Source organism: Pseudomonas sp. NFACC56-3 (assembly GCF_900100025.1).
Taxonomy (GTDB): domain Bacteria; phylum Pseudomonadota; class Gammaproteobacteria; order Pseudomonadales; family Pseudomonadaceae; genus Aquipseudomonas; species Aquipseudomonas fluorescens_AA.
Genome location: NZ_FMTK01000002.1, coordinates 298,888 through 323,885 on the forward strand (window position 1 = coordinate 298,888; position 24,998 = coordinate 323,885).

General features: G+C 63.0%; 21 protein-coding genes. 8 read left to right on the plus strand and 13 right to left on the minus strand.

Annotation, left to right across the window (positions count from 1 at the left end; all coding sequences use genetic code 11):
* Positions 1–2: 2 nt before the first annotated feature.
* From BLO80_RS04390 to BLO80_RS04435, 10 genes are all read right to left on the minus strand, one after another.
* Complete coding sequence (locus BLO80_RS04390; RefSeq protein WP_014337351.1) at positions 3–257, minus strand: EscS/YscS/HrcS family type III secretion system export apparatus protein; 255 nt, start codon at positions 255–257, stop codon at positions 3–5.
* Positions 258–265: 8 nt separating this feature from the next.
* Positions 266–925, minus strand: a complete 660-nt coding sequence (locus BLO80_RS04395; RefSeq protein WP_092327005.1) for an EscR/YscR/HrcR family type III secretion system export apparatus protein — start codon at positions 923–925, stop codon at positions 266–268.
* Complete coding sequence (locus tag BLO80_RS04400; protein WP_092327007.1) at positions 918–1,838, minus strand: FliM/FliN family flagellar motor switch protein; 921 nt, start codon at positions 1,836–1,838, stop codon at positions 918–920. Before BLO80_RS04400 ends, BLO80_RS04395 begins: the two co-directional genes overlap by 8 nt.
* A complete protein-coding gene (locus BLO80_RS04405) occupies positions 1,835–2,704 on the minus strand; it encodes a SpaN/EivJ family type III secretion system needle length determinant (protein ID WP_092327008.1) in 870 nt (289 codons plus the stop codon). The genes BLO80_RS04400 and BLO80_RS04405 overlap by 4 nt, the downstream gene beginning before the upstream one ends.
* Positions 2,701–3,156, minus strand: a complete 456-nt coding sequence (locus tag BLO80_RS04410) for a type III secretion protein (protein WP_092327010.1) — start codon at positions 3,154–3,156, stop codon at positions 2,701–2,703. The genes BLO80_RS04405 and BLO80_RS04410 overlap by 4 nt, the downstream gene beginning before the upstream one ends.
* Positions 3,140–4,426 carry a type III secretion system ATPase SctN gene (sctN, locus tag BLO80_RS04415; protein ID WP_092327012.1) on the minus strand — a complete coding sequence of 429 codons (1,287 nt, stop codon included), beginning with the start codon at positions 4,424–4,426 and terminating at the stop codon, positions 3,140–3,142. The genes BLO80_RS04410 and sctN overlap by 17 nt, the downstream gene beginning before the upstream one ends.
* 66 nt (positions 4,427–4,492) lie before the next feature.
* The gene (locus tag BLO80_RS04420; protein WP_092327013.1) at positions 4,493–6,544 is read right to left on the minus strand and encodes an EscV/YscV/HrcV family type III secretion system export apparatus protein; all 2,052 of its coding nucleotides are present in this window, start codon (positions 6,542–6,544) and stop codon (positions 4,493–4,495) included.
* 23 nt (positions 6,545–6,567) lie between these two features.
* Positions 6,568–7,674, minus strand: a complete 1,107-nt coding sequence (sctW, locus tag BLO80_RS04425) for a type III secretion system gatekeeper subunit SctW (RefSeq protein ID WP_092327015.1) — start codon at positions 7,672–7,674, stop codon at positions 6,568–6,570.
* Positions 7,671–9,326, minus strand: a complete 1,656-nt coding sequence (gene sctC, locus BLO80_RS04430; protein ID WP_060738481.1) for a type III secretion system outer membrane ring subunit SctC — start codon at positions 9,324–9,326, stop codon at positions 7,671–7,673. The genes sctW and sctC overlap by 4 nt, the downstream gene beginning before the upstream one ends.
* Before the next feature lie 4 nt (positions 9,327–9,330).
* Positions 9,331–10,068 (minus strand): helix-turn-helix domain-containing protein, encoded by a 738-nt coding sequence (locus tag BLO80_RS04435; protein WP_092327016.1) that lies wholly within the window; start codon positions 10,066–10,068, stop codon positions 9,331–9,333.
* Positions 10,069–10,312: 244 nt separating this feature from the next.
* Between BLO80_RS04435 and BLO80_RS04440 the strand changes: the two genes are divergently transcribed.
* The 8 genes from BLO80_RS04440 to cobA all read left to right on the plus strand — a co-directional run bounded on the left by BLO80_RS04440 (position 10,313) and on the right by cobA (position 22,133).
* Positions 10,313–11,524: a CmpA/NrtA family ABC transporter substrate-binding protein gene (locus BLO80_RS04440; RefSeq protein ID WP_092327018.1), complete on the plus strand. Its 1,212-nt coding sequence runs from the start codon at positions 10,313–10,315 to the stop codon at positions 11,522–11,524.
* A 14-nt stretch (positions 11,525–11,538) separates the two neighbouring features.
* Complete coding sequence (locus tag BLO80_RS04445; protein ID WP_060738484.1) at positions 11,539–12,114, plus strand: ANTAR domain-containing response regulator; 576 nt, start codon at positions 11,539–11,541, stop codon at positions 12,112–12,114.
* A gap of 450 nt (positions 12,115–12,564) precedes the next feature.
* Entirely contained in the window at positions 12,565–13,776 is a 1,212-nt protein-coding gene (locus BLO80_RS04455; protein ID WP_092327020.1) for a nitrate/nitrite transporter, read from the plus strand.
* 9 nt (positions 13,777–13,785) lie between these two features.
* Complete coding sequence (locus BLO80_RS04460) at positions 13,786–15,456, plus strand: bifunctional protein-serine/threonine kinase/phosphatase (protein WP_092327021.1); 1,671 nt, start codon at positions 13,786–13,788, stop codon at positions 15,454–15,456.
* A gap of 426 nt (positions 15,457–15,882) precedes the next feature.
* Positions 15,883–18,336, plus strand: coding sequence for a nitrite reductase large subunit NirB (nirB, locus tag BLO80_RS04465; RefSeq protein WP_092327022.1), 2,454 nt, complete (start codon positions 15,883–15,885; stop codon positions 18,334–18,336).
* The gene (gene nirD, locus BLO80_RS04470; protein ID WP_018605256.1) at positions 18,333–18,650 is read left to right on the plus strand and encodes a nitrite reductase small subunit NirD; all 318 of its coding nucleotides are present in this window, start codon (positions 18,333–18,335) and stop codon (positions 18,648–18,650) included. Before nirB ends, nirD begins: the two co-directional genes overlap by 4 nt.
* Positions 18,650–21,367, plus strand: a complete 2,718-nt coding sequence (locus BLO80_RS04475) for a nitrate reductase (RefSeq protein ID WP_092327024.1) — start codon at positions 18,650–18,652, stop codon at positions 21,365–21,367. Before nirD ends, BLO80_RS04475 begins: the two co-directional genes overlap by 1 nt.
* A gap of 10 nt (positions 21,368–21,377) precedes the next feature.
* Complete coding sequence (cobA, locus tag BLO80_RS04480) at positions 21,378–22,133, plus strand: uroporphyrinogen-III C-methyltransferase (RefSeq protein ID WP_092327025.1); 756 nt, start codon at positions 21,378–21,380, stop codon at positions 22,131–22,133.
* Positions 22,134–22,349: 216 nt separating this feature from the next.
* Here the strand turns inward: cobA and BLO80_RS04485 are convergent, their stop codons facing one another.
* The 3 genes from BLO80_RS04485 to BLO80_RS04495 form a co-directional block, all read right to left on the minus strand.
* Positions 22,350–23,384 carry an OmpA family protein gene (locus BLO80_RS04485; protein ID WP_092166763.1) on the minus strand — a complete coding sequence of 345 codons (1,035 nt, stop codon included), beginning with the start codon at positions 23,382–23,384 and terminating at the stop codon, positions 22,350–22,352.
* Positions 23,385–23,491: 107 nt separating this feature from the next.
* Entirely contained in the window at positions 23,492–24,082 is a 591-nt protein-coding gene (gene sigX, locus BLO80_RS04490) for an RNA polymerase sigma factor SigX (RefSeq protein WP_003183614.1), read from the minus strand.
* 91 nt (positions 24,083–24,173) lie between these two features.
* Positions 24,174–24,998, minus strand: a complete 825-nt coding sequence (locus BLO80_RS04495) for a mechanosensitive ion channel family protein (protein WP_003199523.1) — start codon at positions 24,996–24,998, stop codon at positions 24,174–24,176.

Sequence of the window (24,998 nt, forward strand, 5' to 3'; positions counted from 1 at the left end):
GGCTAGCTCAACGCCAGGCGGATGACTTCGCGGCTGAAATCCAGCAGGGTTTCGCCGTACCAGCCCGACAGCAGGAACAGGCATGCCGCCACCGCCAACAACTTGAAACCGAACGGCAATGTCTGCTCCTGCAACTGGGTCACGGTTTGGATCAACCCGACCACCAGGCCGACCACGGTGGCGACGATGATCGGCCAGGCCACCATCAGCAGGATCAGGTACAGGGTTTTGTTGCCGGCATAGACCAGATCGTTCATCGGTGCACCTAGGCCAGCAAGGTCAGGTACTGCTTGACCAGCCCGGTCGACAGCAGCGCCCAACCGTCCAGCGCGACAAACAGCACCAGTTTGATCGGCACGGAAATGATCACCGGGCTCATCATCATCATGCCCAGCGCTAGCAGGATGCTGGAGATCACCAGGTCGACGATCACGAAGGGCAAGTACAGGTAGAAGCCAATCTTGAAGGCACTCTTGATTTCACTCAGGGCATAGGCCGGCAGTAGCGCAAACAGCGAGGGCACAAGTTCTTCATCGGCAGGCAGGCCCGTGTCGGTTTCATCCTGGAGCGCCTGGGCCCGCTCGAAAAACTGCGCCAGCTCCGGGTCGGTGTACGTACGCAGGTAATCCTTGTAACTGCCCAGGCCGTTCTCGGCGAAGTTAACCACCGACTCGATATCGGTAAAGGCCACCGCCTCGCGCTTGTAGTAGTCATGGCCCTGCTTCATGACCGGTGTCATGACGAAAATCGCCAGCATCAGGGCAATCGCATTGAGCGCCATGTTCGATGGCACCTGCTGCAAGCCCAACGCGTTGCGCACGATGATGAACACAATGGAGAACTTGAGGTAGCACGTGCCCGCCGCCACCAGGAACGGCAGCAGCGACGCGAACGCCAACAGCGCGATCAGCGAGACATCATTCATCGGCGCTGGCCCGATAGACCTGGAGCAATTCGACACCCAACTGACCGTCCAACTGCACCAGCTCCCCACGGGCCACCGGCTTGCCGTTGGCCCGCACCTCGATGTGCCGCGCCGCGTCCTCGGTCAACGGGATCAGTTGCCCGTCGATGATGCGCGACAAGGTGGCCAGGTCGGTTTCATGACTGGGGAGCAGGAACTCCAGGCGCACCGGGAGCGCTCCCAGGTCGATCGTCGCGGTTTCTGACGGGTTATCCGCGTTGGCATCGGTCACGCTCGGTTGCATGTGTAGACCCTCCTGGGTAAAGGTGAAAATGCCAAGGCTGTAGTCGGCCAGACAACAGCGCTGAGAACGCTGGACGATGCGCACGACATCGCCCTCTCCCAGGCGCATCCGGCTGGCACGGCTCAGGTGGCTGATGCCGAGCATCAACTCCAGGCGCAACGGCAAATCGTCCAGCCATGAATCGACACCCAAGCCCTCGCTGGCAACGGCTGTCGGCGGCAGTTGCAACAACCACAGGCGCCCCCGCGGGGTTTCGAGCCAGGGCAGCTCGCGGCTGGGCAATCGCGCCGGGGCGACGCATTCGATGTCCGACAACGCCCGGTACTGCAGCTCATCCACCTCCAGCGGCAAGGGACGTGGCAGCACCCGAAACAACTCGACGATATTCATCAACGACGTTTCTACCTTCAGCCAGGATTGCAACTGTGGAAGCGCGCGATACAGCCAGTCATGGGCCGCGACCAACCCTTGCCAGTGACCGCCGTCACCCTGGGCGCAAAAACGCAAATAGCCGTCATGCCCTGGCACCTGACCTAATCCCGTGTCCCGACCGGCGCGTCGCCAACGTTGAATCGCCTGGGCCTGGGCATGGGCCAACGGCTCGACCCGTCGTAGCGGCAACGCGCTCATGCCGGCCCCCCGGCCTGCTCGTCCTGCTCCTCATCCGGCGCCTGATGCGAGCCCTGACGCGACTGCTCGCCGCCACTGTCGGCCAGCCGCCAGGCCGGTTCCCGGGCCAGCTCGAAAGGTGCCTTGAGTTGCTCGAACACCAGGGTATTGCTGGGGTTGAGCGTCAGGTTCCGAGTGGGTTCTTCGGGCACCCGGGTAATCGTTATCTGTCCGCTGGCAGCGCCTTTATTGAACGGTACTTGCAGCACGCCCCGGCCCGTGTCCGGCAGCGCCTCGACCATGACCTCAAGCATTGGCGGCGCCGGCGGTAGCGCCGGTGAAGGGAGGGCCGGTGGGGCAACGGCCGGCGTCTGGCGCGGGCCTTGAGCGCTCATCGGCGCCTGGGGCAACGGCTGTTCGTCGAGACGGGGTGCCGTGAACGACTCCACCGCCAGCGGCTCAAGTGATGCCGGCACCGCAGTTTTATCGACGCCAGAGGCCACCCGCTCCAGATGTTGCGTCAACCCTTGTGGGGTCAACTTGCCGGGCGGCGCGCCTGTCGGTGGAAAGGCCAGGTTTTCCCGGGCAACCCATCGCCTGCCAGCGGGCTCGGCCCCCTCCGTATCCCGGCCAAACGGCCGGGCTTGATCGCGCTCAACCGCCAGCATCTCCTGTCCCACTTTCATCGCCTGCCCAGCCAGCGTCAGGGCAGCTTCCATCAGGGGGCGCCGCGGCAGGATCAGCGCCGCCATCAGCTCCAGCGCACCTTGTGGTAGTTGATCCTCTTGCACCGGGACGAGCTGGTCCAGCAGCTCATCCAGCGGACCTTCGTCGACGGGTTCCAGGGCCTGGACCGGCCCCCTGGGCACTGCAAAGACCTCGTTCATCGCCGCACTCCGATCATCTCTTCCAGCTCCCGTTCTTCGCGGCGTACCGCCTCGAGCCGCTGCCCACGCAACAGCTGTTGGACGCCGCGCGCATACTTGTCCTGTTTGCGTTGCAGCCCACGCAGTTGCTCGCGCTGCGCCTGCAACTGCTGCTCGATCTGCCGGTACTGCTGATCCACGCGATCACGCTCGACACGCAGCAGATCGATGCGTCGGCGGATGACCGCCTGGGTGCGCAACAGCGCCAACAACTGGCCGTGATCCAGCACACAATCATTGGCTTGATGGCTGCTCAACAAGCGTTGCAGCGCCGCCTCTTGTTCCTCGAAAGCGGACTGTTCCTGGCGCAGCGGCGGCAATTGACGCTGGACACGCAACACGGCCTGCTCGCCGCGTTGTCGACGGAACTGACTGAAGGCCAGCAGGCGTCGTTGATCAAGCAATGATTTCATGCAGGCTCCGCAGGGTTTCATCTGGCTCACTGGATTGATCCGTCGGCTGGCGCAACCATTGGCCGAGGGCTTCGCGACGTTGCAGCGCGTGGTCATTGGCCGCGTCCGCACCCGGGCTGTATTCGCCCATGTCGAGAAACACCTGCAGCTGTTCAAGGCGTGCCAGGGTGTCGCGAGTCGCGGCCGCCAATTGCCGGACCTCTGGCGTGGTGACCTGCGTCGCCACCCGACTGACGCTGCGCAAGACATCGATGGCCGGGTAATGCCCCTTGGCAGCCAAGGCCCGGCTCAGGTAGACGTGGCCGTCGAGAATGGAGCGAATCTCCTCGGCGATCGGATCCGGCTCGTCGTCGCTTTCCAGCAGCACCGTGTACCAGGCCGTGATGCTGCCCGGCGCGGTCACGCCCGGACGTTCCAGCAGGCGCGGCAAGGCATCGAACACCGAGGCCGGATAACCTCGCCGCGCCGGTGCTTCACCGGCGGCCAAGGCCAGATCGCGGCGCGCACGGGCGTAGCGGGTCAACGAGTCCAGCAACAGCACCACGCGCCGGCCCTGGTCGCGAAAATACTCGGCGATGGTGGTGGCCTGCAGCGCCGAGTTGCAGCGATCCACCGAGGAAAAATCCGACGTGGCGAACACCACCACGCAACGGGCATGCTTGGGCGACTGGCGCAAATGCTCGATGAACTCGGTGACTTCACGCCCACGTTCGCCAATCAGGCCAATGACAAAAACCTCCGCGTCCGAGTGTTCGATCAGCATGTTGATCAAGGTGGTCTTGCCGGAACCAGCGGCGGCAAAAATACCGATACGCTGGCCGACGCCGCAGGTCAGCAAGCCGTCGATGACGCGAATACCGGTGCGCAGCGGCTCCACCACCGGGCGCCGTTGCTGGTACGACGGAGGGTCGGCATCCACCACGCAATCGCGCTGGGCAACCGCTGTCGACGGCGCCAGGCGCTCGACGATAACGCCCTGGGGATCGACCACGCTGCCGAGCAAGGCGTCACTGCACGTCAACTGCAGAGTCGAGCCGGTGGGCACGATCATCGATTCCCGGGACAAGCCTTTCGCCTCGCCCAGCAAACTGAGCAGCACCGCGTCGGGCTTGAAGCCGATGACCTGCGCCCTGGCTGCGACCTGGGGCGAACGCCAATGCCGGCGCACTTCACAGATTTCGCCGACCACCACCTCACTCAGCGCCGCTTCGATCAATGGACCGCTCAAACGCAAGGGGTGGGCCGCCCGTCTTTCCAGGTGGACATGCATCGTCACGGCTGCTCATCCAGGGTTTCAACAGCCTGCAAAAAGGCGTGCGACATGGGGCAGATCTCCTCAAAGCGTCTTGATGACATTGACCGAGACATTCTCGGAAACCTCGCCGAACGACATGACGTCCAGCTCCCGGAAGCGTCCCTCGATCAGTTTCTTGATGTAGCGCCGCACGTCGACCGAACACAGCAGCACCATGTCCTTGTGGGCGATGTGCACGCTGTCCAGGCCGACACTGAGACGGTCCATCAGCTCTTCCGAGTCGGCCGGCTCCAGGTTGAGGAAATTGCCGCCCGAGGTTTGCCGGATGCCCCGGCGGATCACGTCTTCGAACTCCGCCGACAACAGCAAGACCCGCAGGTCGTTGCCCTGGGCGAACTTGTTGCTGATGTAGCGAGCCATCGCGCCGCGAACGTGCTCCACCAGCGCCAGCACATCCTTTTCCCGGGAGGCCCAATGGGCGAGGGATTCGAGGATGAGCTTCATGTTGCGCACGGAGATGCGCTCGCCGATCAAGCGTTGCAGCACCTCGGCGATCTTCTGCACCGTGACGTGGCGATAGACTTCCTTGAGCAGGTCGGGGTAACGCGCTTCCATTTCGTCGAGCAACTGCTTGGTTTCCTGCACGCCGAAAAACTCCTGGATGTTGCGCGCCAGCAGCGTGACCAGGCAGCGATAACACTCTTCGTCGGCAGGCCGCAGGTGATAACCCAACTGCTGCACCCGCTCCCGGTCTGTGGCCGTAACCCAGACGCCGCCCAGGCGATTGCTGTCGGTGCCGCGCACCAGGGCAAAGCCCAGCGGTTCCAGCTCGGGGGAATAATCCAGCAGGCGCCAGTGATCGAAATGAATATCGAACTGCTCGGCCCGTACTTCATTGATCAGCACCGCCACTTGATGGACCGGCAACGCCTCGCTGGCCCGCAGCCGTGGCTCGGGAATGCGCAAGCCGTAATCGACGAAAAACTGGCTGCGAAAGCGCGCCGCCCAGCGCTCCTTCTCCAACGCCTGCAGGCGCGCCGGGGGCACCAGCAGCATCAGGGCGATGGTTTCGGTCGCAACGTTGTCGACGTCATCGATCAATCCCGACTCCCCCGGCCCCGCGCCGGCCTCGGCAGGTTCGCTGCGGCTTTCTCCCGATCCCGCCGGGCGCGAGGCGCGGCGATGGCGCACGAACACCACCAGCCCCAGTACCACGGCGATCGAGAGAAATGTCAGCAGTGGAAAACCGGGCAACAGGCCCACGCCCACCGCCAGCAACGCGGTGACACCCAGGACGAATGGGTTGCCGAGCATCTGGGTGAGCATGTTGCGCCCCAGGTTGCTGTCATCGCCGTTGACGCGGGTGACGATGAAACCGGCGCCGATGGCGATCAGCAGCGCGGGAATCTGGGCGACCAGGCCATCGCCGATGGTCAACAGGGTGTAGGTCGACAGGGCCGTGGACAGGTCCATGCCCAGTTGCCCGACGCCGATGGCCATGCCGCCGATGAAGTTGACGAAGATAATGATGATGCCGGCGATGGCATCGCCCTTGATGAATTTCATCGCCCCGTCGAAAGAACCGTACAGCTGGCTTTCACGTTCCAGCACGCTGCGTTTTTCGCGGGCCTGGGCCGCATCGATGGCGCCGGCCTTGAGGTCGCCGTCGATGCTCATTTGCTTGCCGGGCATACCATCCAGGGAGAAGCGCGCCGCCACTTCGGCCACCCGCTCCGAGCCTTTGGTAATCACGATGAACTGGACAATGGTGACGATGGAAAAAATCACGAAGCCCACCACCAGGCTTTCGCCGATCACGAAGTCACCGAAGGAGGCGATGATCTCGCCGGCGTCGGCCTGGCTGAGAATCAGCCGGCTGGTGCTGATCGACAGGGCCAGGCGAAACAAGGTCGTCAACAGCAGCAGCGCCGGGAACGTCGAATAGCTGAGGATGCGTTCGATGTAGAACGAGCCCATGAACACCAACAATGAGATGACGATGTTCAGGCCGATGAGAAAATCCACCAGCACCGTCGGCAGGGGGATGATCAGCATGGCGATGATCATCACCATCAAGGTCAGGATCAGCAGCTCCGGACGCGCGCCGACACTTCGCAGGAACATATTGAGCATTCAGGCCTGGCTCCGCGACAAGATCATGGCTGACCGCCGCACTGGCGCTGCTCGATGCATTCGTGGGCATAGGCGACGTCGGCCAGACGGGTGAACTGAATGGCCAGGCGCTGTGGCGCCTCTTCATCGGCAAACAGTGGCGGCGGCAATTGCAGGCTGAGCCGCCGCAGGGTTTGCAGCAACGTCGAACGCTCGCGATGGGCACTGAGCAGCACCTGCTCGCCCAACGCCCCGAGCAGCAGTTGGTCGAGGTCGTCGGGGTAGGTCAACACGCCGAGCAGGAACACCAGCCATTCGGCCTCATGGGGGTTGTGCCGACAGATCAGTGCATCGCCGAGCACGGCGCCGATAAACAGCCCATCGGCCGAACGCAAGCGCTTCAGGTCGGTCACCCGGGTCAACAGTTGGCCGAACTCAAGGCGCGAGCAACTGGGGTCCTGGGCGCTGATGTCGGTGAGCAACGCGGCTTCGATGAAGGCCAGCACGTTCATGCGCTGTGCCGGGCCATACAGGGCGATCCAGTCCTGGTAGCAACCGAGCGGGCCTTCGTCGGACTCGAGGAAATCCCGGTAGGTCTCGCGCAACAGGCCGGCCCTGACCGCCATGCTCTTGCCGAACATCCTGGCCTTGAGCGCGGCGTTGATCCCGGCGTTCATGCGCTTGGGGGAGCCTTGGGCAACCACCGTCTGCAAGAGCGTTTCGAGGCGCTGGCGGGTGTGAGTTTCCAGGTTGCGGCGGCGCAACAACGCCCGCAGCACCAGCGCCAGGTCGCTGTCATCGGGGAACAGGCGGCGCGCCATCTGCAGCAACCAGGCCACGGGCTTGTCCGCCAGCCGCGCCAGGCTCAGCACCTGCCGGGCCTTGGGCACGGTGTCGTCCTCCAGCACGCGCTCGAAGGTGTCGGTCAGGGTCTCGGACTTGAGTTCGAACAACCGGCGGGCACGGAACTGCGTCAGCGCCGCCGACAACTCGTCGCTGATCTGCACGATGCGCTGCGCCACGGCCGCCGTTGCGCTGTCGTCCAGCGTCGCCTCGGCGTCGACTTGCGGTTGTGGATGCTCGGCGGCCTTCTCGGCATTCAACCGGGCCTGGGCGGCCCGGCCGCCCATGGAAACCGGCGGCAGGATCATTGTTCGGACATCCGGAAGTACATTCGCCGCACGCGCTCGTGCTGCTCTGGCGTCAGCAATGGCATGCCCAACTCCACCGTGGCGGATTCAAGGGCGTCGCGAATCTCCTTGGGCTGGATCAGAAACACCCGCACCGTGTTGGCCGAGCGGCCCTGGCGATAGCTGAACAAACGGCCGATCCACGGAATCGACCCCAGCACCGGCACGCGGCCGATCTGCTCGCCGTGATCATCACGGGTGAAGCCGCCCACCAGCAGGCTCTTGCCCTGGGGCACCCGCGCCACGGTACTGATGCGGGTGCGCCCGACCGTCGGCAACGCACTGGGCTGCTCACCCCGGCCGGGGTTCTCGACTTCGTTGCCGTCCTCGATATTGAGCGACATCTCGATCTCGTCGGCCTGGGCGAAACGCGGCAGCACGTTGACCAGGGTGCCGTAGGTGATGTGCTGCAGATCGACGCTGCGCTCCCCCACCAGCGGGGCGTAGAACGTGCGGTTGTTGTCGAAGATCGCCGGCACGTTTTCCTGCGTCAGGATCACCGGTCGCGAGACCACGTTCGCCCGGTGGGTGCGTTCCAGCGCCATGACCTGGGTCACGAACGAGGCGCCGTCGAGGGTGGTGGCCGAGCCGGCGTTGAGCGAGGCGCTGAACTGCCCGCCGGACTTCACCGCGCCCTGCCAGTTGATGCCCAACTGGTTGAGCTCATCCTTGTGCAGGTCGATGATCCACAGCGACAACTCGACGTGGCGTTTCGGCGTGTCGAGGGCATTGACCAGGTTCTCGATGAAACGCACCTGCTCCGGCAGCCCCTTGACCAGCAGGCTGTTGGTATCCGGGTAGGCCACCACCCGAATGTTGCCGGCGGCCACCTCGCGGGCAATGATGCGTGGGGCCGTCGGGTCCTGGTCCGAAGAGGTGTTCGCCAGGCCTTCGAGAGGAAACACCGGCATCGTCCCCCGCGGTCGCGGTTCGGGGGTTTGCGCCACCGACGGCTCGACCTGTTGCTGCTCGCCACGCAACAACGCTTCGATCACGGTGGCCAGCCCGGGGATGGTCACCTTGTCGTCGCGCAGCTCATATTGGCGGTCGCTGACGAAGGTGTTGCGCACATGGATGACGCCGATCTGCTGCTTGCCCAATAGCAGTTCCGAGCGCTGGTTGTCCATCAACCCGGCCGCCTGCACCACCAGGTCGACATACATCGGCGGACCCGACACATGGAACGTCCGCAGCCCGTCGTGGCGCAACGGATAACGTCCATCGTGCAAGCCCGAACGCCCGAGGAATGCCTGGAGCTTGGCGACGGTCAAGGTCTGCAGCGACATCATCGCGCTCTTGATTTCCGAGGCGTCATACAGATAGATCGCCTGGCCATCGCTGTACCAGATCAACCCCATCTGCGCGCTGACACGCTCGAACGTCCGTTGTGGCGTGCGCAGATCGAACGTCCCGCCAATGCGCTTGGCCGCTGCGGCCTTGCTGACGATGACCGGCTTGCCCAAGGACCCGGACAACTCGCTGAAAAACGTGCGCGCGCTCTGTTCCCGGGCCTCGAAGGTATAGACATTGGCCGCTGCGGCAACGGGTGCCAGCAGCCACGCGCCGTTCAAGCAGAGGAATAACAGGACCCGGGATAACGAACGAGGGATCATCGATTCACTTGCCTGGCAGGTAGGTGATATCGGCCAGGCTGCTGGGGGTAAAACCCACCAGCTCGCGAATCTCCTTGGAGAAATGTGACGAAGAGGCGAAGCCGAACTCCAGCGCGACCTCGGTCAGCGAGCCGTCCCCGAGGCTCATGTTCAACAACGCCTGGGCCGTGCGCCAACCGCGCAAGGCCGGCTTGGCCGCGCTGCCCAGGGCCTGGTGGCAGAGCCGGCGAAAATGCGAGACCGACACGCCATAACGCTGCGCCAGGGTGGTCAGTTTTTCACTGCGGGTGCCTTGCTCCAGCAAAAACCGCACGAGCCCGTAGCTCTCGTGATGACGCAACAGGCGAGCGACAGCGTGATAGGCCTCGGTGCCGTCCATCGCTTGCCCGATGTACCAGCGTTCGAGCCGTTGGGGCGAGCGGACGGTTTCGCCGGTCACCGGCAACAAGGCCCATGGCAACACGTCCAGCCGTTGCCCGACATCCATCAGGGCATCGCTCATATCCAGGAACGCCTGCAGCTTGACCAGCGTCGCTTCGCACACCGGCGTGACCTGCAGCTTGCCGCCACTGAACCGCAGCGAATCGCTCTGCACCACCAAACCCTCCCAACCGACGGGCAGGCAGTGGCTGCGGCCCAACCGCGCAGCGTTCAACTGAACCGGGGCCTGGGCCACGCGCAGGTGCAGCACGCGTTCGCCCAGACCTGGCAAGGCCGTGGCGCGAATTGATTTGTCCTGCATACCGTCTCCTTTGCGACGTGGCGTTGGAAGGAACGACAGGATGAAAGACCCGACGCCAGGAATCTTGATGGAAAGGTGATGAGGGCCGGGCTGGCATATGCCTTGCACCATTACTGTTCATCGGCGCCCATGCCGGTGGCCAAATGAGTGCCAGACTGATTAAAGGGACAACGCGGCATCTGCGGCCCGGCTCTGGCATTTGGCTCGGAGACGGCGCTTTTTTTATGTGTAAAGGTGAAGCGCGATGAATGAAGTTCCAGCCACCCCCCTGGCCTGGGTCAATGGCAGCGATGCCCCGGAAAAGAGCGCGGTCAATCTCGGTTTCATGGCGTTGAGCGACTGCGCCCCGGTGGTGGTCGCCGCCACCCAAGGCTTCGCTCAACCCTACGGCCTGACCCTGAACCTCCAGCGCCAGGCATCCTGGGCCAACCTGCGGGACAAACTGGTCAGCGGTGAAATCGATGCCGCCCACAGCCTGTATGGCCTGGTCTACGCTGTGCACCTGGGCATCGGCGGGGTCGCACCGACCGACATGGCGGTGCTGATGGGGCTGAACCAGAACGGCCAGAGCATCAACCTTTCCCACGGCTTGCAGGCCCAGGGCGTGACCAGTCCTGAGGCACTGGAACGGCACGTGCACCAAACTCGCCCGAAACTGACCTTCGCCCAGACCTTCCCCACCGGCACCCACGCCATGTGGCTCTATTACTGGCTCGCCGCCCAGGGCATCCACCCCTTGTCGGACGTCGACAGCGTGGTGGTGCCGCCGCCGCAAATGATTGCGCACCTGCAAGCCGGGCGCATCGACGGCTTTTGTGTCGGCGAACCGTGGTGTGCCAGCGCGGTGAAGCAGAACCTCGGTTTTACCCTGGCGACCACCCAGACCATCTGGCCCGACCACCCGGAAAAAGTCCTGGGCTGCACCCGGGCGTTCGTCGAGCAATACCCCAATACCGCCCGGGCCTTGGTGATGGCGATCCTCGAAGCCAGCCGCTTCATCGAACAAAGCAGCGAAAACCGTCGCAGCACCGCGCAACTGTTGAGTGCACCCGAATACCTCGATGCCCCGCTGGACTGCATCGAGCCGCGCCTGCTGGGGATCTATGCCGACGGTTTGGGCAACAGCTGGCAGGATCCCCACGCCATGCGCTTCCACGGCGATGGCGAGGTGAACCTGCCATACCTGTCCGACGGCATGTGGTTCATGACCCAGTTCCGTCGCTGGGGCCTGCTGCGCGAAGACCCGGATTACCTGGCCGTGGCCCGGGACGTCCAGCAGCTCAAGTTGTACCGTGAAGCCTGTGCGGCGCTGGACATCGCGCCCCCGGGCCAGGACATGCGCAGCAGCCAACTGATCGACGGCATCATCTGGGACGGCTCGGACCCGGCCGGGTACGCACGCAGCTTCAAACTGCACGCCTTGAGCGATGCGGCTCCCCTTCTCGCCAGCCGCTGACAGGAGCCACGACCATGCTGCGTATCCTGCTGATCAACGACACCGCGAAAAAAGTCGGCCGCCTCAAGGCCGCCCTGATTGAAGCCGGCTTCGAAGTGATTGACGAATCCGGCCTGACCATCGACCTGCCGGCGCGCGTCGAAACGGTGCGTCCGGATGTGATTCTGATCGATACCGAGTCACCCGGACGCGATGTGATGGAGCAAGTGGTACTGGTCAGTCGCGACCAACCACGACCGATCGTCATGTTTACCGACGAGCACGACCCCAATGTGATGCGCCAGGCGATCAAGTCGGGCGTCAGTGCCTACATCGTCGAAGGCATCCACGCCGCGCGCCTGCAACCGATCCTCGACGTGGCCATGGCCCGCTTCGAAAGCGACCAGGCCCTGCGCGCCCAGCTCCTGGCCCGGGACCAGCAACTGGCCGAACGCAAGCGCATCGAACTGGCCAAGGGCATGTTGATGAAGATGAAAGACTGCAACGAAGAACAGGCCTACACCTTGATGCGCCGCCAGGCCATGAGCCGCCAGCAGAAGCTGATCCAGGTGGCGGAGCAGATCATAGCCATGAACGAGTTGCTCGGCTGAAAGCCTTGTAGCGCCTGGCCTGGCGCCATCGCGAGCAAGCTCGCTCCCACAAGGTTCTGTAGCCACTGAAGTTCCATTGTGGGAGCGGGCTTGCTCGCGAAAGCGGTTTACCATCCAGCATTAATGTCAACTGACCCACCGTCTTCGCGAGCAAGCCCGCTCCCACAGGTTTCATGGCCTCTGAAAAACCATTGTGGGAGCGAGCCTGATCGCGATAGACCTCCTCCAATCTTGCGGGTTGGCACAGATCTCGCTTAAGCAATCCCACAGGTAACCAACGGCGGTTGCCCCACCTACGACAAAGACGTCGCACACCCTCCTTGCCTCTCTGGCGATCCGGGTTGCGGCGTTTTTTTGTTTTGGCTCTTCGGAGCCGGTGGTGCGACCACAGACGGCGCACTGCCCTAAGCACTGACTCATTTCTCGAGACTTTTACAGCTGAGGTGCGCGATGAATTCAAGCTTCTGGAAATCCGGCCACACCCCGACACTGTTCGCGGCCTTCCTTTATTTCGACCTGAGCTTCATGGTCTGGTACCTGCTCGGTCCACTGGCGGTGCAAATCTCCGCCGACCTGCACCTGACCACCCAACAACGCGGCCTGATGGTGGCGACGCCGATCCTGGCCGGCGCCGTGCTGCGCCTGTTCATGGGCCTGCTGGCCGACCGGATTTCACCGAAGACCGCCGGCATGGTCGGCCAGGTGATTGTGATCGGTGCGCTGTTCTGCGCCTGGAAACTGGGCATCCACAGCTACGAGCAAGCCTTGTTGCTGGGCTTGTTCCTGGGCGTGGCCGGCGCGTCGTTCGCCGTGGCCCTGCCGCTGGCCTCCCAGTGGTATCCGCCACAGCACCAGGGCAAGGCCATGGGCATCGCTGGCGCCGGTAACTCGGGCACCGTGCTCGCGGCGTTAATCGCTCCGGTGATGGCGGTGGCCTTCGGCTGGACCAACGTGTTCGGCTTCGCGCTGATCCCCCTGGTGCTGACCCTGGTCCTCTTCGCCTGGCTGGCCAAGAACGCCCCCGAGCGGCCGAAAGCCAAATCCATGGCCGACTACCTCAAGGCCCTGGGCGATCGTGACAGCTGGTGGTTCATGTTCTTCTACAGCGTGACCTTCGGTGGTTTCATCGGCCTGGCCAGCGCCCTGCCCGGCTACTTCAACGACCAATACGGCCTGAGCCCGGTCACCGCCGGTTATTACACCGCCGCCTGCGTCTTCGGTGGCAGCCTGATGCGTCCCTTGGGCGGCGCCCTGGCGGACCGTTTCGGCGGCATCCGCACCTTGCTGGGCATGTACACCGTGGCGGCGGTCTGCATCGCGGCGGTGGGCTTCAACCTGCCAAGCTCCTATGCGGCCCTGGCCCTGTTCGTTTGCACCATGCTCGGTTTGGGTGCGGGCAACGGTGCAGTGTTCCAACTGGTGCCCCAACGCTTCCGCCGCGAAATCGGCGTGATGACCGGGCTGATCGGCATGGCCGGCGGCATCGGCGGCTTCGTCCTGGCGGCCGGCATGGGCGCGATCAAGCAAAGCACCGGCAGTTATCAACTGGCCCTGTGGATGTTCGCCAGCCTCGGTGTCCTGGCCTGGTTCGGCCTGCACGGCGTCAAGCGTCGCTGGAGAACCACTTGGGGTTCGGCCGCCGTCACCGCGGCTCGGGTATAACCTGCAACCATGAGCCTGCGATTGAGCTTCGCCGAAGCCAGCGCCATCGGCCCGCGGGAAGAAAACCAGGACGCCCTGCGCCTGGTCACCCCGGCGCCGGCCCTGGCCGCCAGCAAGGGTTACCTGTTCGCCATCGCCGACGGCGTGAGCCAATGCGCCGATGGCGGGCTGGCCGCCCGTTCGACTTTGCAGGCCCTGGCCCTGGACTACTATTCCACGCCGCAAACCTGGGGCGTGGCCCAGGCACTGGACCGGCTGCTGCTGGCACAGAATCGCTGGCTGCAAGCCAACGGTGGCGGGCAACCGCTGCTCACCACCGTCAGTGCCCTGGTCCTGCGGGGCCGGCGCTTTACCCTCGCTCACGTCGGCGATTGCCGGGTCTACCGCTGGCACGCCGATCACCTGCAACGGGTCAGCGAAGACCACGTCTGGGAACAGCCGGGCATGCAACATGTGCTCAAGCGCGCCCTGGGCCTGGATCAACACCTGATCCTCGACTTTCTCGACGGTGAACTGCGCACCGACGAAACCTTCGTATTGCTCAGCGATGGTGTCTGGGCGGTCCTGGGGGACACGGCCATCGCCGGCATCCTGCGCGACCAGCCGGACCTGGACCTGGCCGCGCAGACGCTGGTCAACGCCGCGCACCTGGCCGGCAGCCAGGACAACGCCAGCGCCTTGTTGGTGCGGGTCGATGCGGTGGGCGAAGCCAGCATCGGCGATGCCCTGATCCAGTTGCAGCAATGGCCCCTGCCGCCGGCGCTGAAACCGGGCCAGGTCTTCGAGGGCTGGCAGATCGAAAGCCTGCTCGGCCACAGCCAGCAATCGTTGCTCTACCGGGTACACGACGGCCAAGGCCAACCCTGGCTGCTGAAAACCCTGCCCGTGCAGCTACGGGACGACAGCCGGGCCGGACAGGCCTTGCTCTCGGAAGAATGGTTTCTCAAGCGGGTCGCCGGGCGGCAGTTTCCCGAGGTCCATGGCGCTCCCCAGCGGCAACATTTGTACTACGTGATGCGAGAGTATCCGGGGGCGACCCTGGCCGAACTGTTCAACCAGGCCGGGGCGCTGCCCCTGGCGCAATGGCTGGACCTGGCGCAACGGCTGGTGCGGGCCGTGGGCCTGTTGCATCGAAGGCAGATCTACCACCGCGACATCAAGCCGGAAAACCTGCACCTGGGCGACGACGGGGAATTGCGCTTGCTGGACTTTGGGTTGGCGTATTGCCCGGGCCTGTCCGAAGACCAGGCCAACGTGCTGCCCGGCACCCCCAGCTACATCGCCCCGGAGGCCTTCGGCGGCACCGCGCCCACGGCCCAACAGGATTTGTATGCCGTTGGCGTGACCTTGTATTTCCTGCTGACCGGGCATTATCCCTACGGCGAAATCGAAGCCTTCCAGCGCCCGCGCTTCGGTGTGCCGGTCAGTGCCAGCCGCTATCGGCCGGACCTGCCCGAATGGCTCGGGCAAAGCCTGGAACGCGCCGTCGCCGCAGCCCCGGAACAACGCTTTGAAACCGCCGAGGAGTGGCTGTTGCTGCTGGAACAGGGCGAGCGCCGTAGCTTGAGCGTAAGGCCCAGGCCGTTGCTGGAGCGTGAGCCGCTGAAGGTCTGGCGGACGTTGGCGCTGGTGTCGTTGGTGGTGAATGTTGTGTTGCTGTTTTTGGTGTTTCACAGCTGAGACCCGGTCGCGCCTATCGCGAGCAAGCTCGCTCCCACAGGTTGTGTGTCCACCGCAGATCCAATGTGGGAGCGAGCTTGCTCGCGATAGCGTCTTGCCTGTCACTACATATCCACCGCCTCCACGCTCCATTACCGGGCAACCCGCTTTGATTCGGTGCAATAAATCCCTCTTCAACTCGACTCTCCCGCCCGCCCTTCAACAAATCCGCGCCTTCCAGCCACTTGGCACAACCACTGCATAACCTCTCTCACCATACATAAAGCAACGCCTCCAACGATGGAGGCGGTGCTTCCCGAGAGAACGGGACCAGGACAAAGGCGTCCTCGCTAGCTTGCTAGCGGGACGCCTTTTTTTGTTTTCGTAAAAATTGCCGAGCCAGTCCGATCGCCGTGACGAAACGGGCCTGGCTTGCGGAGAACCCTGATGAAAAAACTCAAACTGGTAATGATCGGCAACGGCATGGCCGGGGTTCGAACCCTCGAGGAACTGCTCAAACTGAGCAACGAGCTGTACGACATCACGGTGTTCGGCGCCGAGCCCCACACCAACTACAACCGCATCCTGCTCTCGCCGGTGCTGGCCGGTGAGCAGACGTTCGAAGAGATCGTGCTCAACGACCTGAGCTGGTACCTGGACAACGACATCAAGCTGCTGCTCAACCGTAAAGTGGTGGAGATCGACCGGGTCAAGCGCCGGGTCATCGCCGAAGACGGCAGCGAAGCCGAATACGATCGCCTGCTCATCGCCACCGGCTCCACGCCCTTCATCCTGCCAATCCCCGGCAACACCTTGGACGGCGTGATCGGCTATCGCGACATCGCCGACACCCAGGCGATGATCGACACCGCCAAGACCCACAAGCACGCCGTGGTCATCGGCGGCGGCCTGCTCGGCCTGGAAGCCGCCAATGGCCTGAAGTTGCGGGGCATGGACGTGACCGTGGTGCACCTGGGCGAATGGCTGCTGGAACGGCAACTGGACAAGACCAGCGGCCAACTGCTGCAAACCGCCCTGGAAAACCGCGGCCTGAAATTCCGCCTCAGCGAGCAAACCCAGGCCCTGCACGACGCCGGCAACGGCCGGGTCGGCTCGGTGCAGTTCAAGAACGGCGACATCATCCCCGCCGACCTGGTGGTAATGGCCGCCGGCATCCGCCCCAACACCGGACTGGCGGAAAAGTCCGGCATCCCGTGCAACCGTGGGATCCTGGTCAACGACACGATGCAAACCTACGACCCGCGCATCTACGCCATCGGTGAATGCGCCAACCATCGCGGCACCGCCTACGGCTTGGTCGCACCGTTGTTCGAACAGGCCAAGGTCTGCGCCAACCACCTCGCCCAACTGGGCTTCGCCACTTACAAGGGCTCGGTCACGTCGACCAAGTTGAAAGTCACCGGCATCGACCTGTTCTCCGCCGGGGACTTCATGGGTGGCGAAGGCACCGAGACCATCACCCTTTCCGATCCCATCGGCGGCGTCTACAAAAAGCTGGTGATCAAGGATGACGTGCTGGTCGGTGCCTGCCTGTACGGCGATACGGCGGATGGCGGCTGGTACTTCCGGCAGATCCGTGAAAACCACGCCATCGGCGAAATCCGCGATCACCTGATGTTCGGCGAGAACGCTTTGGGCGACGTCGGACACCAAGGCCAGGACAAGGCCATGAGCATGGCCGACAATGCCGAAGTCTGCGGCTGCAACGGCGTGTGCAAGGGCACCATCGTCAAGGCGATCCAGGAACACGGGCTGTTCAGCGTCGATGACGTGAAAAAACACACCAAGGCCGCCAGCTCCTGCGGCTCCTGCGCCGGCCTGGTGGAGCAAATCCTGATCAACACCGTCGGCGGCGCGGCGGACGTCAAGCCGAAAAGCGAAAAAGCCATCTGCGGTTGCAGCGACCTCAACCACGGCCAGATCCGCCAGGCGATCCGCGACCAGCACCTGCTGACCATCGCCGGGGCCATGAGCTACCTGAACTGGCGCACCCCGAACGGCTGCGCCACCTGCCGCCCGGCGCTGAACTACTACCTGATCTCCACCTGGCCCGGCGAAGCCCAGGACGACCCGCAGTCGCGCCTGATCAACGAACGCGCCCACGCCAACATCCAGAAAGACGGCACTTACTCCGTGGTTCCGCGGATGTGGGGCGGCGTGACCAACCCCTCCGAGCTGCGGCGCATCGCCGACGTGGCCGACAAGTACAACGTGCCCATGGTCAAGGTCACCGGTGGGCAGCGCATCGATTTGCTGGGGATCAAGAAGCAGGACCTGCCCGGCGTCTGGAAAGACCTCGACATGCCGTCCGGCCACGCCTACGGCAAATCCATCCGCACCGTGAAGACTTGCGTGGGCAGCGAGTTCTGCCGCTTCGGCACGCAGAACTCGACCCAACTGGGCATCGAGTTGGAGCACGACCTGTTCAACATGTGGTCGCCCCACAAAGTGAAGCTGGCCGTTTCCGGCTGCCCACGCAACTGTTCGGAAGCCGGCATCAAGGACGTCGGCATCATCGGCGTCGATTCCGGCTGGGAGATGTACATCGGTGGCAACGGCGGGATCAAGACCGAAGTCGCCGAGTTTTTCGTCAAGCTCAAGACCGCCGAAGAAGTGCGCGAATACAACGGCGCCTTCCTGCAGCTGTACCGCGAGGAAGCCTTCTACCTCGAACGCACTGTGCATTACATGCAGCGGGTTGGCATGGAGCACATCAAGAAGGCCGTGCTGGAAGACCCCGAGCGGCGCAAGGCCCTCCACGAACGCCTGAAGTTTTCCCTGTCGCTGGAGCAGGACCCTTGGAAGCAACGCCTGGAACAGCCTCAGTTGAAGAAAGAGTTCGAAGTCATCACCGTGAAAAACCTGGAGGTGCCGGCATGAACTGGTTGGATATCTGCGCACTGGAAGAGATCAATATCCTCGGTTCGCGCATCATCAATGGCCCCAAAGGCGATATCGCGATTTTCCGCACCAGCGACGATGAAGTGTTCGCCCTCGATGACCGGTGCCCCCACAAGGGCGGGCCGTTGTCCCAAGGCTTGGTCTACGGCAAGCGCGTGGCCTGCCCGCTGCACAACTGGCAGATCGACTTGGAAAGCGGCCAGGCCCAAGCCCCCGACGTGGGCTGCGCCCATCATCATTCGGCCCGGGTCGAAAACGGCCGAGTGCAGTTGGCCCTACGGGACGCAAGCTGATGAACCGCCAGATCACGGCCTCGACCTGCTGTTATTGCGGGGTCGGTTGCGGCGTGCTGATCGAGCATGACGACGAGCGCATCCTCGGCGTCAGCGGCGATCCCGCCCACCCGGCCAACTTCGGCAAACTGTGCAGCAAGGGTTCCACCCTGCACCTGACCGGCGACCTCGCCGCCCGCGCCCTATACCCGGAACTGCGCCTGGGCAAAGGCCTGGCCCGGGCCCGCACCGATTGGGACAGCGCCCTGGATCACGCCGCCAGTGTCTTCGCCGAGACCGTCGCCGAGCACGGCCCCGACAGCGTGGCGTTCTACATCTCCGGCCAGTTGCTGACCGAGGATTACTACGCCTTCAACAAACTCGCCCGGGCATTGGTGGGCACCAACAACATCGACAGCAATTCCCGGCTGTGCATGTCCTCCGCCGTGGTGGGCTACAAGCGCAGCCTCGGCGCCGACGCCCCGCCCTGCAGCTATGAAGACCTGGAGCTGAGCGACTGTGTGATGATCGTCGGCAGTAACATGGCCTACGCCCATCCCATCCTCTTTCGCCGCCTCGAAGAGGCAAAATCCCGTCGGCCGCAGATGAAAATCATCGTCATCGATCCCCGGCGCACCGACACCTGCGATCTGGCGGACCTGCACCTGGCGATCCTGCCGGGCACCGATGTCGCCTTGTTCCATGGGATTTTGCACCTGCTGCTGTGGGAAGACTGGGTCGACCGCGACTTCATCAAGGCCCACACCGAAGGTTTGGCGGACCTGAAGAACCTGGTACGCGACTACACCCCGGCGATGGTCGCCCAGCTATGCGGCATCAGCGTCGAACAACTGAACCAGTGCGCCAAATGGGTCGGCACCTCGCCAAGCTTCCTGTCGTTGTGGTGCATGGGCCTGAATCAGTCCACCGCCGGCAGCGCGAAAAACAGCGCACTGATCAACCTGCACCTGGCCACCGGGCAAATCGGCCGGCCGGGGGCGGGCCCCTTCTCGCTGACCGGCCAACCCAATGCCATGGGTGGACGGGAAACCGGCAGCCTGTCGAACCTGTTGCCGGGCCACCGCGAAGCGGCCAACCCGGAGCATCGCGCCGACGTCGCCCGTTACTGGGGGGTCGAGCAATTGCCCGCCACCACCGGCTTGAGCGCCATCGAGCTGTTCGAGCAGGTGCGCAGCGGCAAGATCAAGGCCTTGTGGATCGCCTGCACCAACCCGGCCCAGTCGATGCCGGACCAGACAGCGGTACGCGAGGCCCTGCAAGCCTGTCCGTTCGTGGTGTTGCAGGAAGCCTTCCGGACCACCGAAACCGCCGCCTTTGCCGACCTGCTGCTGCCGGCAGCCAGTTGGGGCGAGAAAGAAGGCTCGGTGACCAACTCCGAACGGCGTATTTCCCACGTCCGTCGGGCCATCGGCGCACCGGGTGAAGCACGGCCGGACTGGGCAATCACAGTGGATTTCGCACAACGCCTGGAGAAACGTCTGCGCCCAGGCCAACCCAGCCTGTTCGCCTTCGATACCCCGGCCCAACTGTTCGATGAATACAAGCAGCTGACCCGTGGCCGCGACCTGGACTTGTCCGGCATCAGCCATGCCCTGATCGACCGACTCGGCCCTCAGCAATGGCCCTTCCCGGATGGCGCCACGGTCGGGACGACGCGCCTGTACGTGGACGGGATTTTCCCGACCGACAGTGGCCGAGCGCGCTTCGTGGCCGATCCCTATCGCGCCGCCCAGGAACTGCGTGACGCCCGCTACCCATTGACCCTCAACACGGGCCGCTTGCGTGACCAGTGGCACGGCATGAGCCGTACCGGTACCGCCGCGCAGCTGTTTGGGCATGTGAACGAAGCCGTACTCAGCCTGCATCCCGATGAACTGCAGCGGCATCGCCTGCAAGCGGGCGACCTGGTCAGCCTCAAGAGCCGTCGCGGCAGCGTGGTCGTGGCGGTGGACAGCGACGACAGCGTGCGCCCCGGCCAGGCGTTCCTGCCCATGCACTGGGGTGATCGATTCCTCAAGGGCGGCGTGAATACCCTGACTCAACCGGCTTTCGACCCCTTGTCGAAACAACCGGAACTCAAGCACAGCGGCGTGCGCCTGGAGCCGGTGAACCTGCCTTGGCAACTTTTCGCCTTGATCGAAGGCGATGTTCAACAGCATCTGGAGGCGTTGCGCCCCCTGTGCGAGGCATTTTCCTACGTCAGCCTGAGCTTGACCGGCCGTGAGCGTCCCGCCTTGCTGATTCGCGCCGCCAGCGCCGTCGCGCCCGAACCGCAACTGCTCCAGGCCATCGACGAGCAATTGAGCCTGATCGACGGGCCGGTGCTGGCCTATGACGACCCACGTCGCGCCATCGGCAAACGGGTGCGCATCGAAAACGGCCGCATCACCGCCATTCGCCTGGCTGGCGAAACCCTGGCTCGGCACTGGCTGCAGAACCTGTGGCTGGAAGGCCGTGCCGATGAACAACTGCGGCGCTGGCTGCTGGCGCCTTTGAGCGCGCCGCCGGGTAATGTTGGCGCCGCAATGGGTGGCAGCAAAACGCTGTGCAACTGCATGAACGTCAGCCAGCGTGCGATCTGCGCAGGCATTGAGCGTGGCCTGGACTTGCAGGGGCTTAAACAGGAATTGGGCTGTGGCACGCAATGCGGTTCTTGCGTACCGGAAATCAAACGCCTGCTGGTTGCCGCTGCGCAACCGCTGGCGGCTATCTCGTGAGGAAAACACTATGAACGCAAAAGTCTGGCTGGTGGGTGCAGGTCCCGGTGACCCTGAATTGCTGACCCTCAAAGCCGTGCGCGCCTTGGGCGAGGCCGACGTGGTGTTGATCGACGACCTGGTCAATGCCGCGGTGCTGGAACACTGCCCCGCTGCGCGCATCATTGCCGTGGGCAAGCGCGGCGGCTGCCGTTCCACCCCCCAGGCCTTCATTCATCGGCTGATGCTGCGTTATGCCCGCCAGGGCAAATGCGTGGTGCGCCTCAAGGGCGGCGACCCGTGCATCTTCGGCCGCGGCGGCGAAGAGGCGCAGTGGTTGCGCGAGCATGGCGTCGAGGTGGAGCTGGTCAACGGCATCACCGCCGGCCTCGCGGGGGCGACCCAGTGCGATATTCCACTGACCTTGCGCGGGATTGCCCGTGGTGTGACGTTGGTGACGGCCCACACCCAGGACGGCAGCCGCCTGAACTGGCAGGCCCTGGCCCAAAGCGGCACGACGCTGGTGGTGTACATGGGCGTGGCGAAACTGAGCGAGATCCGCGAGCAGTTGCTGGCCGGTGGCCTGGCGGCGAACACGCCCGTGGCCATGATCGAAAACGCCTCCCTGCCCCACCAGCGTGATTGCCGCAGCGATCTGGCCTCGATGGAAGCCGATGCCAGTGCGTTCCAGCTCAAGAGCCCGGCGATCCTGGTGATTGGCGCGGTGGCCGGTGCTGCCGAACTGGCCGCGTCACAGCCTGCGTGGGTTCAGGCTTCGGCGCTGTAACCAACAACACCCAACCTAATGTGGGAACGAGCTTGCTCGCGATAGCGTCGGGTCAGCAACATCAATACTGGCTGACACACCGCTATCGCGAGCAAGCTCGCTCCCACAGGTTTTGTGGTTAACCAACTGTTTTGCGGCAACGCCCCCCTCATTTCCATAAATCGCAGGCAAAGAAAAGCCCGGCCTAGGCCGGGCTTTTCCAAAGCTGTGGGCTAATTACTTAGCTTGAGCTTCAACCTGCGCTTCTACGCGACGGTTAACTGCACGACCAGCTTCAGTGGCGTTGTCAGCAACTGGGCGGGTTTCGCCGTAGCCAACAGACTGAACGCGGGACGATTCAACACCGTACTGGTTGGTCAGAACTTGCTTGACGGCGTTTGCACGACGCTCAGACAGTTTCTGGTTGTAAGCGTCAGGACCGACGGAGTCAGTGTGACCTTCAACAGTAGTGGTGGTGGATGGGTACTGCTTCATGAAGTCAGCCAGGTTCTTGATGTCGCCGTAGCTGTTAGGCTTGACGACCGACTTGTCGAAGTCGAACTTGACGTCCAGCTCAACACGAACGACTTCGGCAACTGCTGGGCAGCCATCAGCGTCAACGGTTACGTTGGCTGGGGTGTCAGGGCACTTGTCGACGTTGTCGCACACGCCGTCGTTGTCGCTGTCGGAGCAGACTTCAGCCGGAGCTGGAACTGGAGCAGCAGCAGGCTTGGAGCCGCCACCGAAGTTCACACCGATACCGACGCTTGGCGCCCACTCGGTGTCGCCCTGGTCGATGTTGTACTGAGCTTCAACGCCGGCACGGGCGTAGAAATTCTCGGTGAAATACAGCTTGGCGCCGCCACCAACGTTGGCGAAGGTAGAACGGTTACGACCGTTGCTGCCATTCTGGTCGATGCTCTGGTCGGAGAAACCGGCCGAAACATAAGGACGCAGCATGTCGCCTGGGTTGTTGAAGTGGTACAGGGCGTCCAGAGCGGTGTTGGCGCCCTTGACGTTAGTGCCGTCGTCGGTACGTGCGTTGTGCACTTCGTCGTAGGCCAGACGCAGTTCAACGTCGTCGGTCAGAAAGTAACCAACCGAACCGCCGAACAGGTTGCCGTTGTTCTTGAAGTTACGAGCGCTGTCGAATTGTTCTTTCTTGGCGAAGCCTTCGATTTCAACTGCGCCTTGGCCTTGTGCCAGAGCGCCGAACGAAGTGGCAGCAATCAAAGAACCAATGGCAAAGCCCAAGGTGTTTTTCAGTTTCATCCGTTAAATCCCCATCTGGTGATTGTGAAGCAGTCCCGCAAACCGGGGGACAACTCGGCGGCAAGTCTATCAGAACTTGCCTACGCGTAAGAGATATTTGCGCCGAACTAAGTTTCAGCAATGCCCGCAAATTTCTCACGCAATTTGTCAAGAGCGCGCTTGTAACGCATTTTTGTCGCGCTCAAACCCATGTGCATTATGTCTGCGATCTCCTGGAATTCCAGCTCTGCGACAAATCGTAGCACCAGAATTTCCCGATCGATCGGGTTTACATAGACCAGCCAGCGATCGAGCCCACCCTTTTCCTCGGGCTTGGGCGCCTTATCTTCCGACGCTTCCTCGAGAGGGTCCAGGCTCAACGCGTCCATCAAGCGACGCTTTCGCCGTTCCTTGCGATACTGCGTGATGCATTCGTTGTACGTGATGCTGTAGAGCCAGGTCTTGAACTTCGATTTCCCCTCGAAGTTCTTCAGGCCATACAGCACCTTCAACATCACCTCCTGACAGACATCGTCAGCATCACGATCGTTCCCGAGATACCGCGCACAAACGTTAAATAAAGTTCTCTGGTAGCGACGCATCAACTCTTCATAGGCGCGTGTTACGTGGAACAGCTCCGTATGCGCGCGCGCGACCAACTCCTCATCGGAGAGATCACGGGGGTCGTAGCGCGTGGATAGCGATTGGGGTTTGTTCAAAACAAGTCGGGCCGACAGTCTAGGTCAATGTGCGCCGCAGCCTGTGTTAGCAGGCATTTCGCGGCGGCATACATTAGCAGGGTTTGCCGGGTTAGCGGCTACTCACATGCTGTTCCAGCAGGATCCGATTGGAAAGCGACACCAACTCGCCCTCCTCGGTCAGCAATGTGGTTTTCACCGTGCCGATCTCCTCGATCTGGCCTTCGACCTCGCCAACACGCACTTGTTGCCCAACCTCATACAATTCACGCACATAGATTCCCGCAAGAATCTGACCGGCGATTTCCCGGCTTCCCAATCCCATTGCCAGCGCAACCGCCAGACCAACGGTAATCAATACGATCACGATCACGTGGTTGAGCAGGTCGGTCTTGACCTCCAACTGGCTGATCGCCACCGAAATACTGATGATAATCACCAGGCCCTGGGCGATACGCCCCACGCCAGCGGCATAGTCCAGCCCGACGCCTTCGGCCGCACCGCGTACCAGCCCATTGGCCAATTGTGCCAGCAGGACACCCACCAGCAACACCAACGCGGCACCAAAAACCTTCGGCAAATACAATGCAAGCATATCGAGCGTAGCTGAAACTCGCTCAAGGCCAAGGGATTCTGCTGCGGAAACCAAAAAAATCAGCAATACGAACCAATAGACGATCTTGCCGACCAGGGTCGAGATCGGCACCTGGATGCCGCCACGGGACAGCAACTTGGTCAGGCCGGTGCCGCCCATCAGGCGATCGAGGCCCAGCTTGGCGAGCAATTTGGACAGCAGCGTATCCAGCAGCTTGGCCACGACAAAACCCAGCAACAACACCACCAGCGCCCCGAAGAGGTTCGGGATGAAGTTGGCCACCTTGGTCCACAATGCAGTCATTGCCGTGACGAGGCTCTGAGTCCAGAGATCAAGTTCCAT

Bases quoted from the DNA above. Each gene is read 5' to 3' on its own strand.
- BLO80_RS04390 (WP_014337351.1), bottom strand. From the start codon at position 257: ATGAACGATCTGGTCTATGCCGGCAACAAAACCCTGTACCTGATCCTG.
- BLO80_RS04395 (WP_092327005.1), bottom strand. From the start codon at position 925: ATGAATGATGTCTCGCTGATCGCGCTGTTGGCGTTCGCGTCGCTGCTG.
- BLO80_RS04400 (WP_092327007.1), bottom strand. From the start codon at position 1,838: ATGAGCGCGTTGCCGCTACGACGGGTCGAGCCGTTGGCCCATGCCCAG.
- BLO80_RS04405 (WP_092327008.1), bottom strand. From the start codon at position 2,704: ATGAACGAGGTCTTTGCAGTGCCCAGGGGGCCGGTCCAGGCCCTGGAA.
- BLO80_RS04410 (WP_092327010.1), bottom strand. From the start codon at position 3,156: ATGAAATCATTGCTTGATCAACGACGCCTGCTGGCCTTCAGTCAGTTC.
- sctN (WP_092327012.1), bottom strand. From the start codon at position 4,426: ATGCATGTCCACCTGGAAAGACGGGCGGCCCACCCCTTGCGTTTGAGC.
- BLO80_RS04420 (WP_092327013.1), bottom strand. From the start codon at position 6,544: ATGCTCAATATGTTCCTGCGAAGTGTCGGCGCGCGTCCGGAGCTGCTG.
- sctW (WP_092327015.1), bottom strand. From the start codon at position 7,674: ATGATCCTGCCGCCGGTTTCCATGGGCGGCCGGGCCGCCCAGGCCCGG.
- sctC (WP_060738481.1), bottom strand. From the start codon at position 9,326: ATGATCCCTCGTTCGTTATCCCGGGTCCTGTTATTCCTCTGCTTGAAC.
- BLO80_RS04435 (WP_092327016.1), bottom strand. From the start codon at position 10,068: ATGCAGGACAAATCAATTCGCGCCACGGCCTTGCCAGGTCTGGGCGAA.
- BLO80_RS04440 (WP_092327018.1), top strand. From the start codon at position 10,313: ATGAATGAAGTTCCAGCCACCCCCCTGGCCTGGGTCAATGGCAGCGAT.
- BLO80_RS04445 (WP_060738484.1), top strand. From the start codon at position 11,539: ATGCTGCGTATCCTGCTGATCAACGACACCGCGAAAAAAGTCGGCCGC.
- BLO80_RS04455 (WP_092327020.1), top strand. From the start codon at position 12,565: ATGAATTCAAGCTTCTGGAAATCCGGCCACACCCCGACACTGTTCGCG.
- BLO80_RS04460 (WP_092327021.1), top strand. From the start codon at position 13,786: ATGAGCCTGCGATTGAGCTTCGCCGAAGCCAGCGCCATCGGCCCGCGG.
- nirB (WP_092327022.1), top strand. From the start codon at position 15,883: ATGAAAAAACTCAAACTGGTAATGATCGGCAACGGCATGGCCGGGGTT.
- nirD (WP_018605256.1), top strand. From the start codon at position 18,333: ATGAACTGGTTGGATATCTGCGCACTGGAAGAGATCAATATCCTCGGT.
- BLO80_RS04475 (WP_092327024.1), top strand. From the start codon at position 18,650: ATGAACCGCCAGATCACGGCCTCGACCTGCTGTTATTGCGGGGTCGGT.
- cobA (WP_092327025.1), top strand. From the start codon at position 21,378: ATGAACGCAAAAGTCTGGCTGGTGGGTGCAGGTCCCGGTGACCCTGAA.
- BLO80_RS04485 (WP_092166763.1), bottom strand. From the start codon at position 23,384: ATGAAACTGAAAAACACCTTGGGCTTTGCCATTGGTTCTTTGATTGCT.
- BLO80_RS04495 (WP_003199523.1), bottom strand. From the start codon at position 24,998: ATGGAACTTGATCTCTGGACTCAGAGCCTCGTCACGGCAATGACTGCA.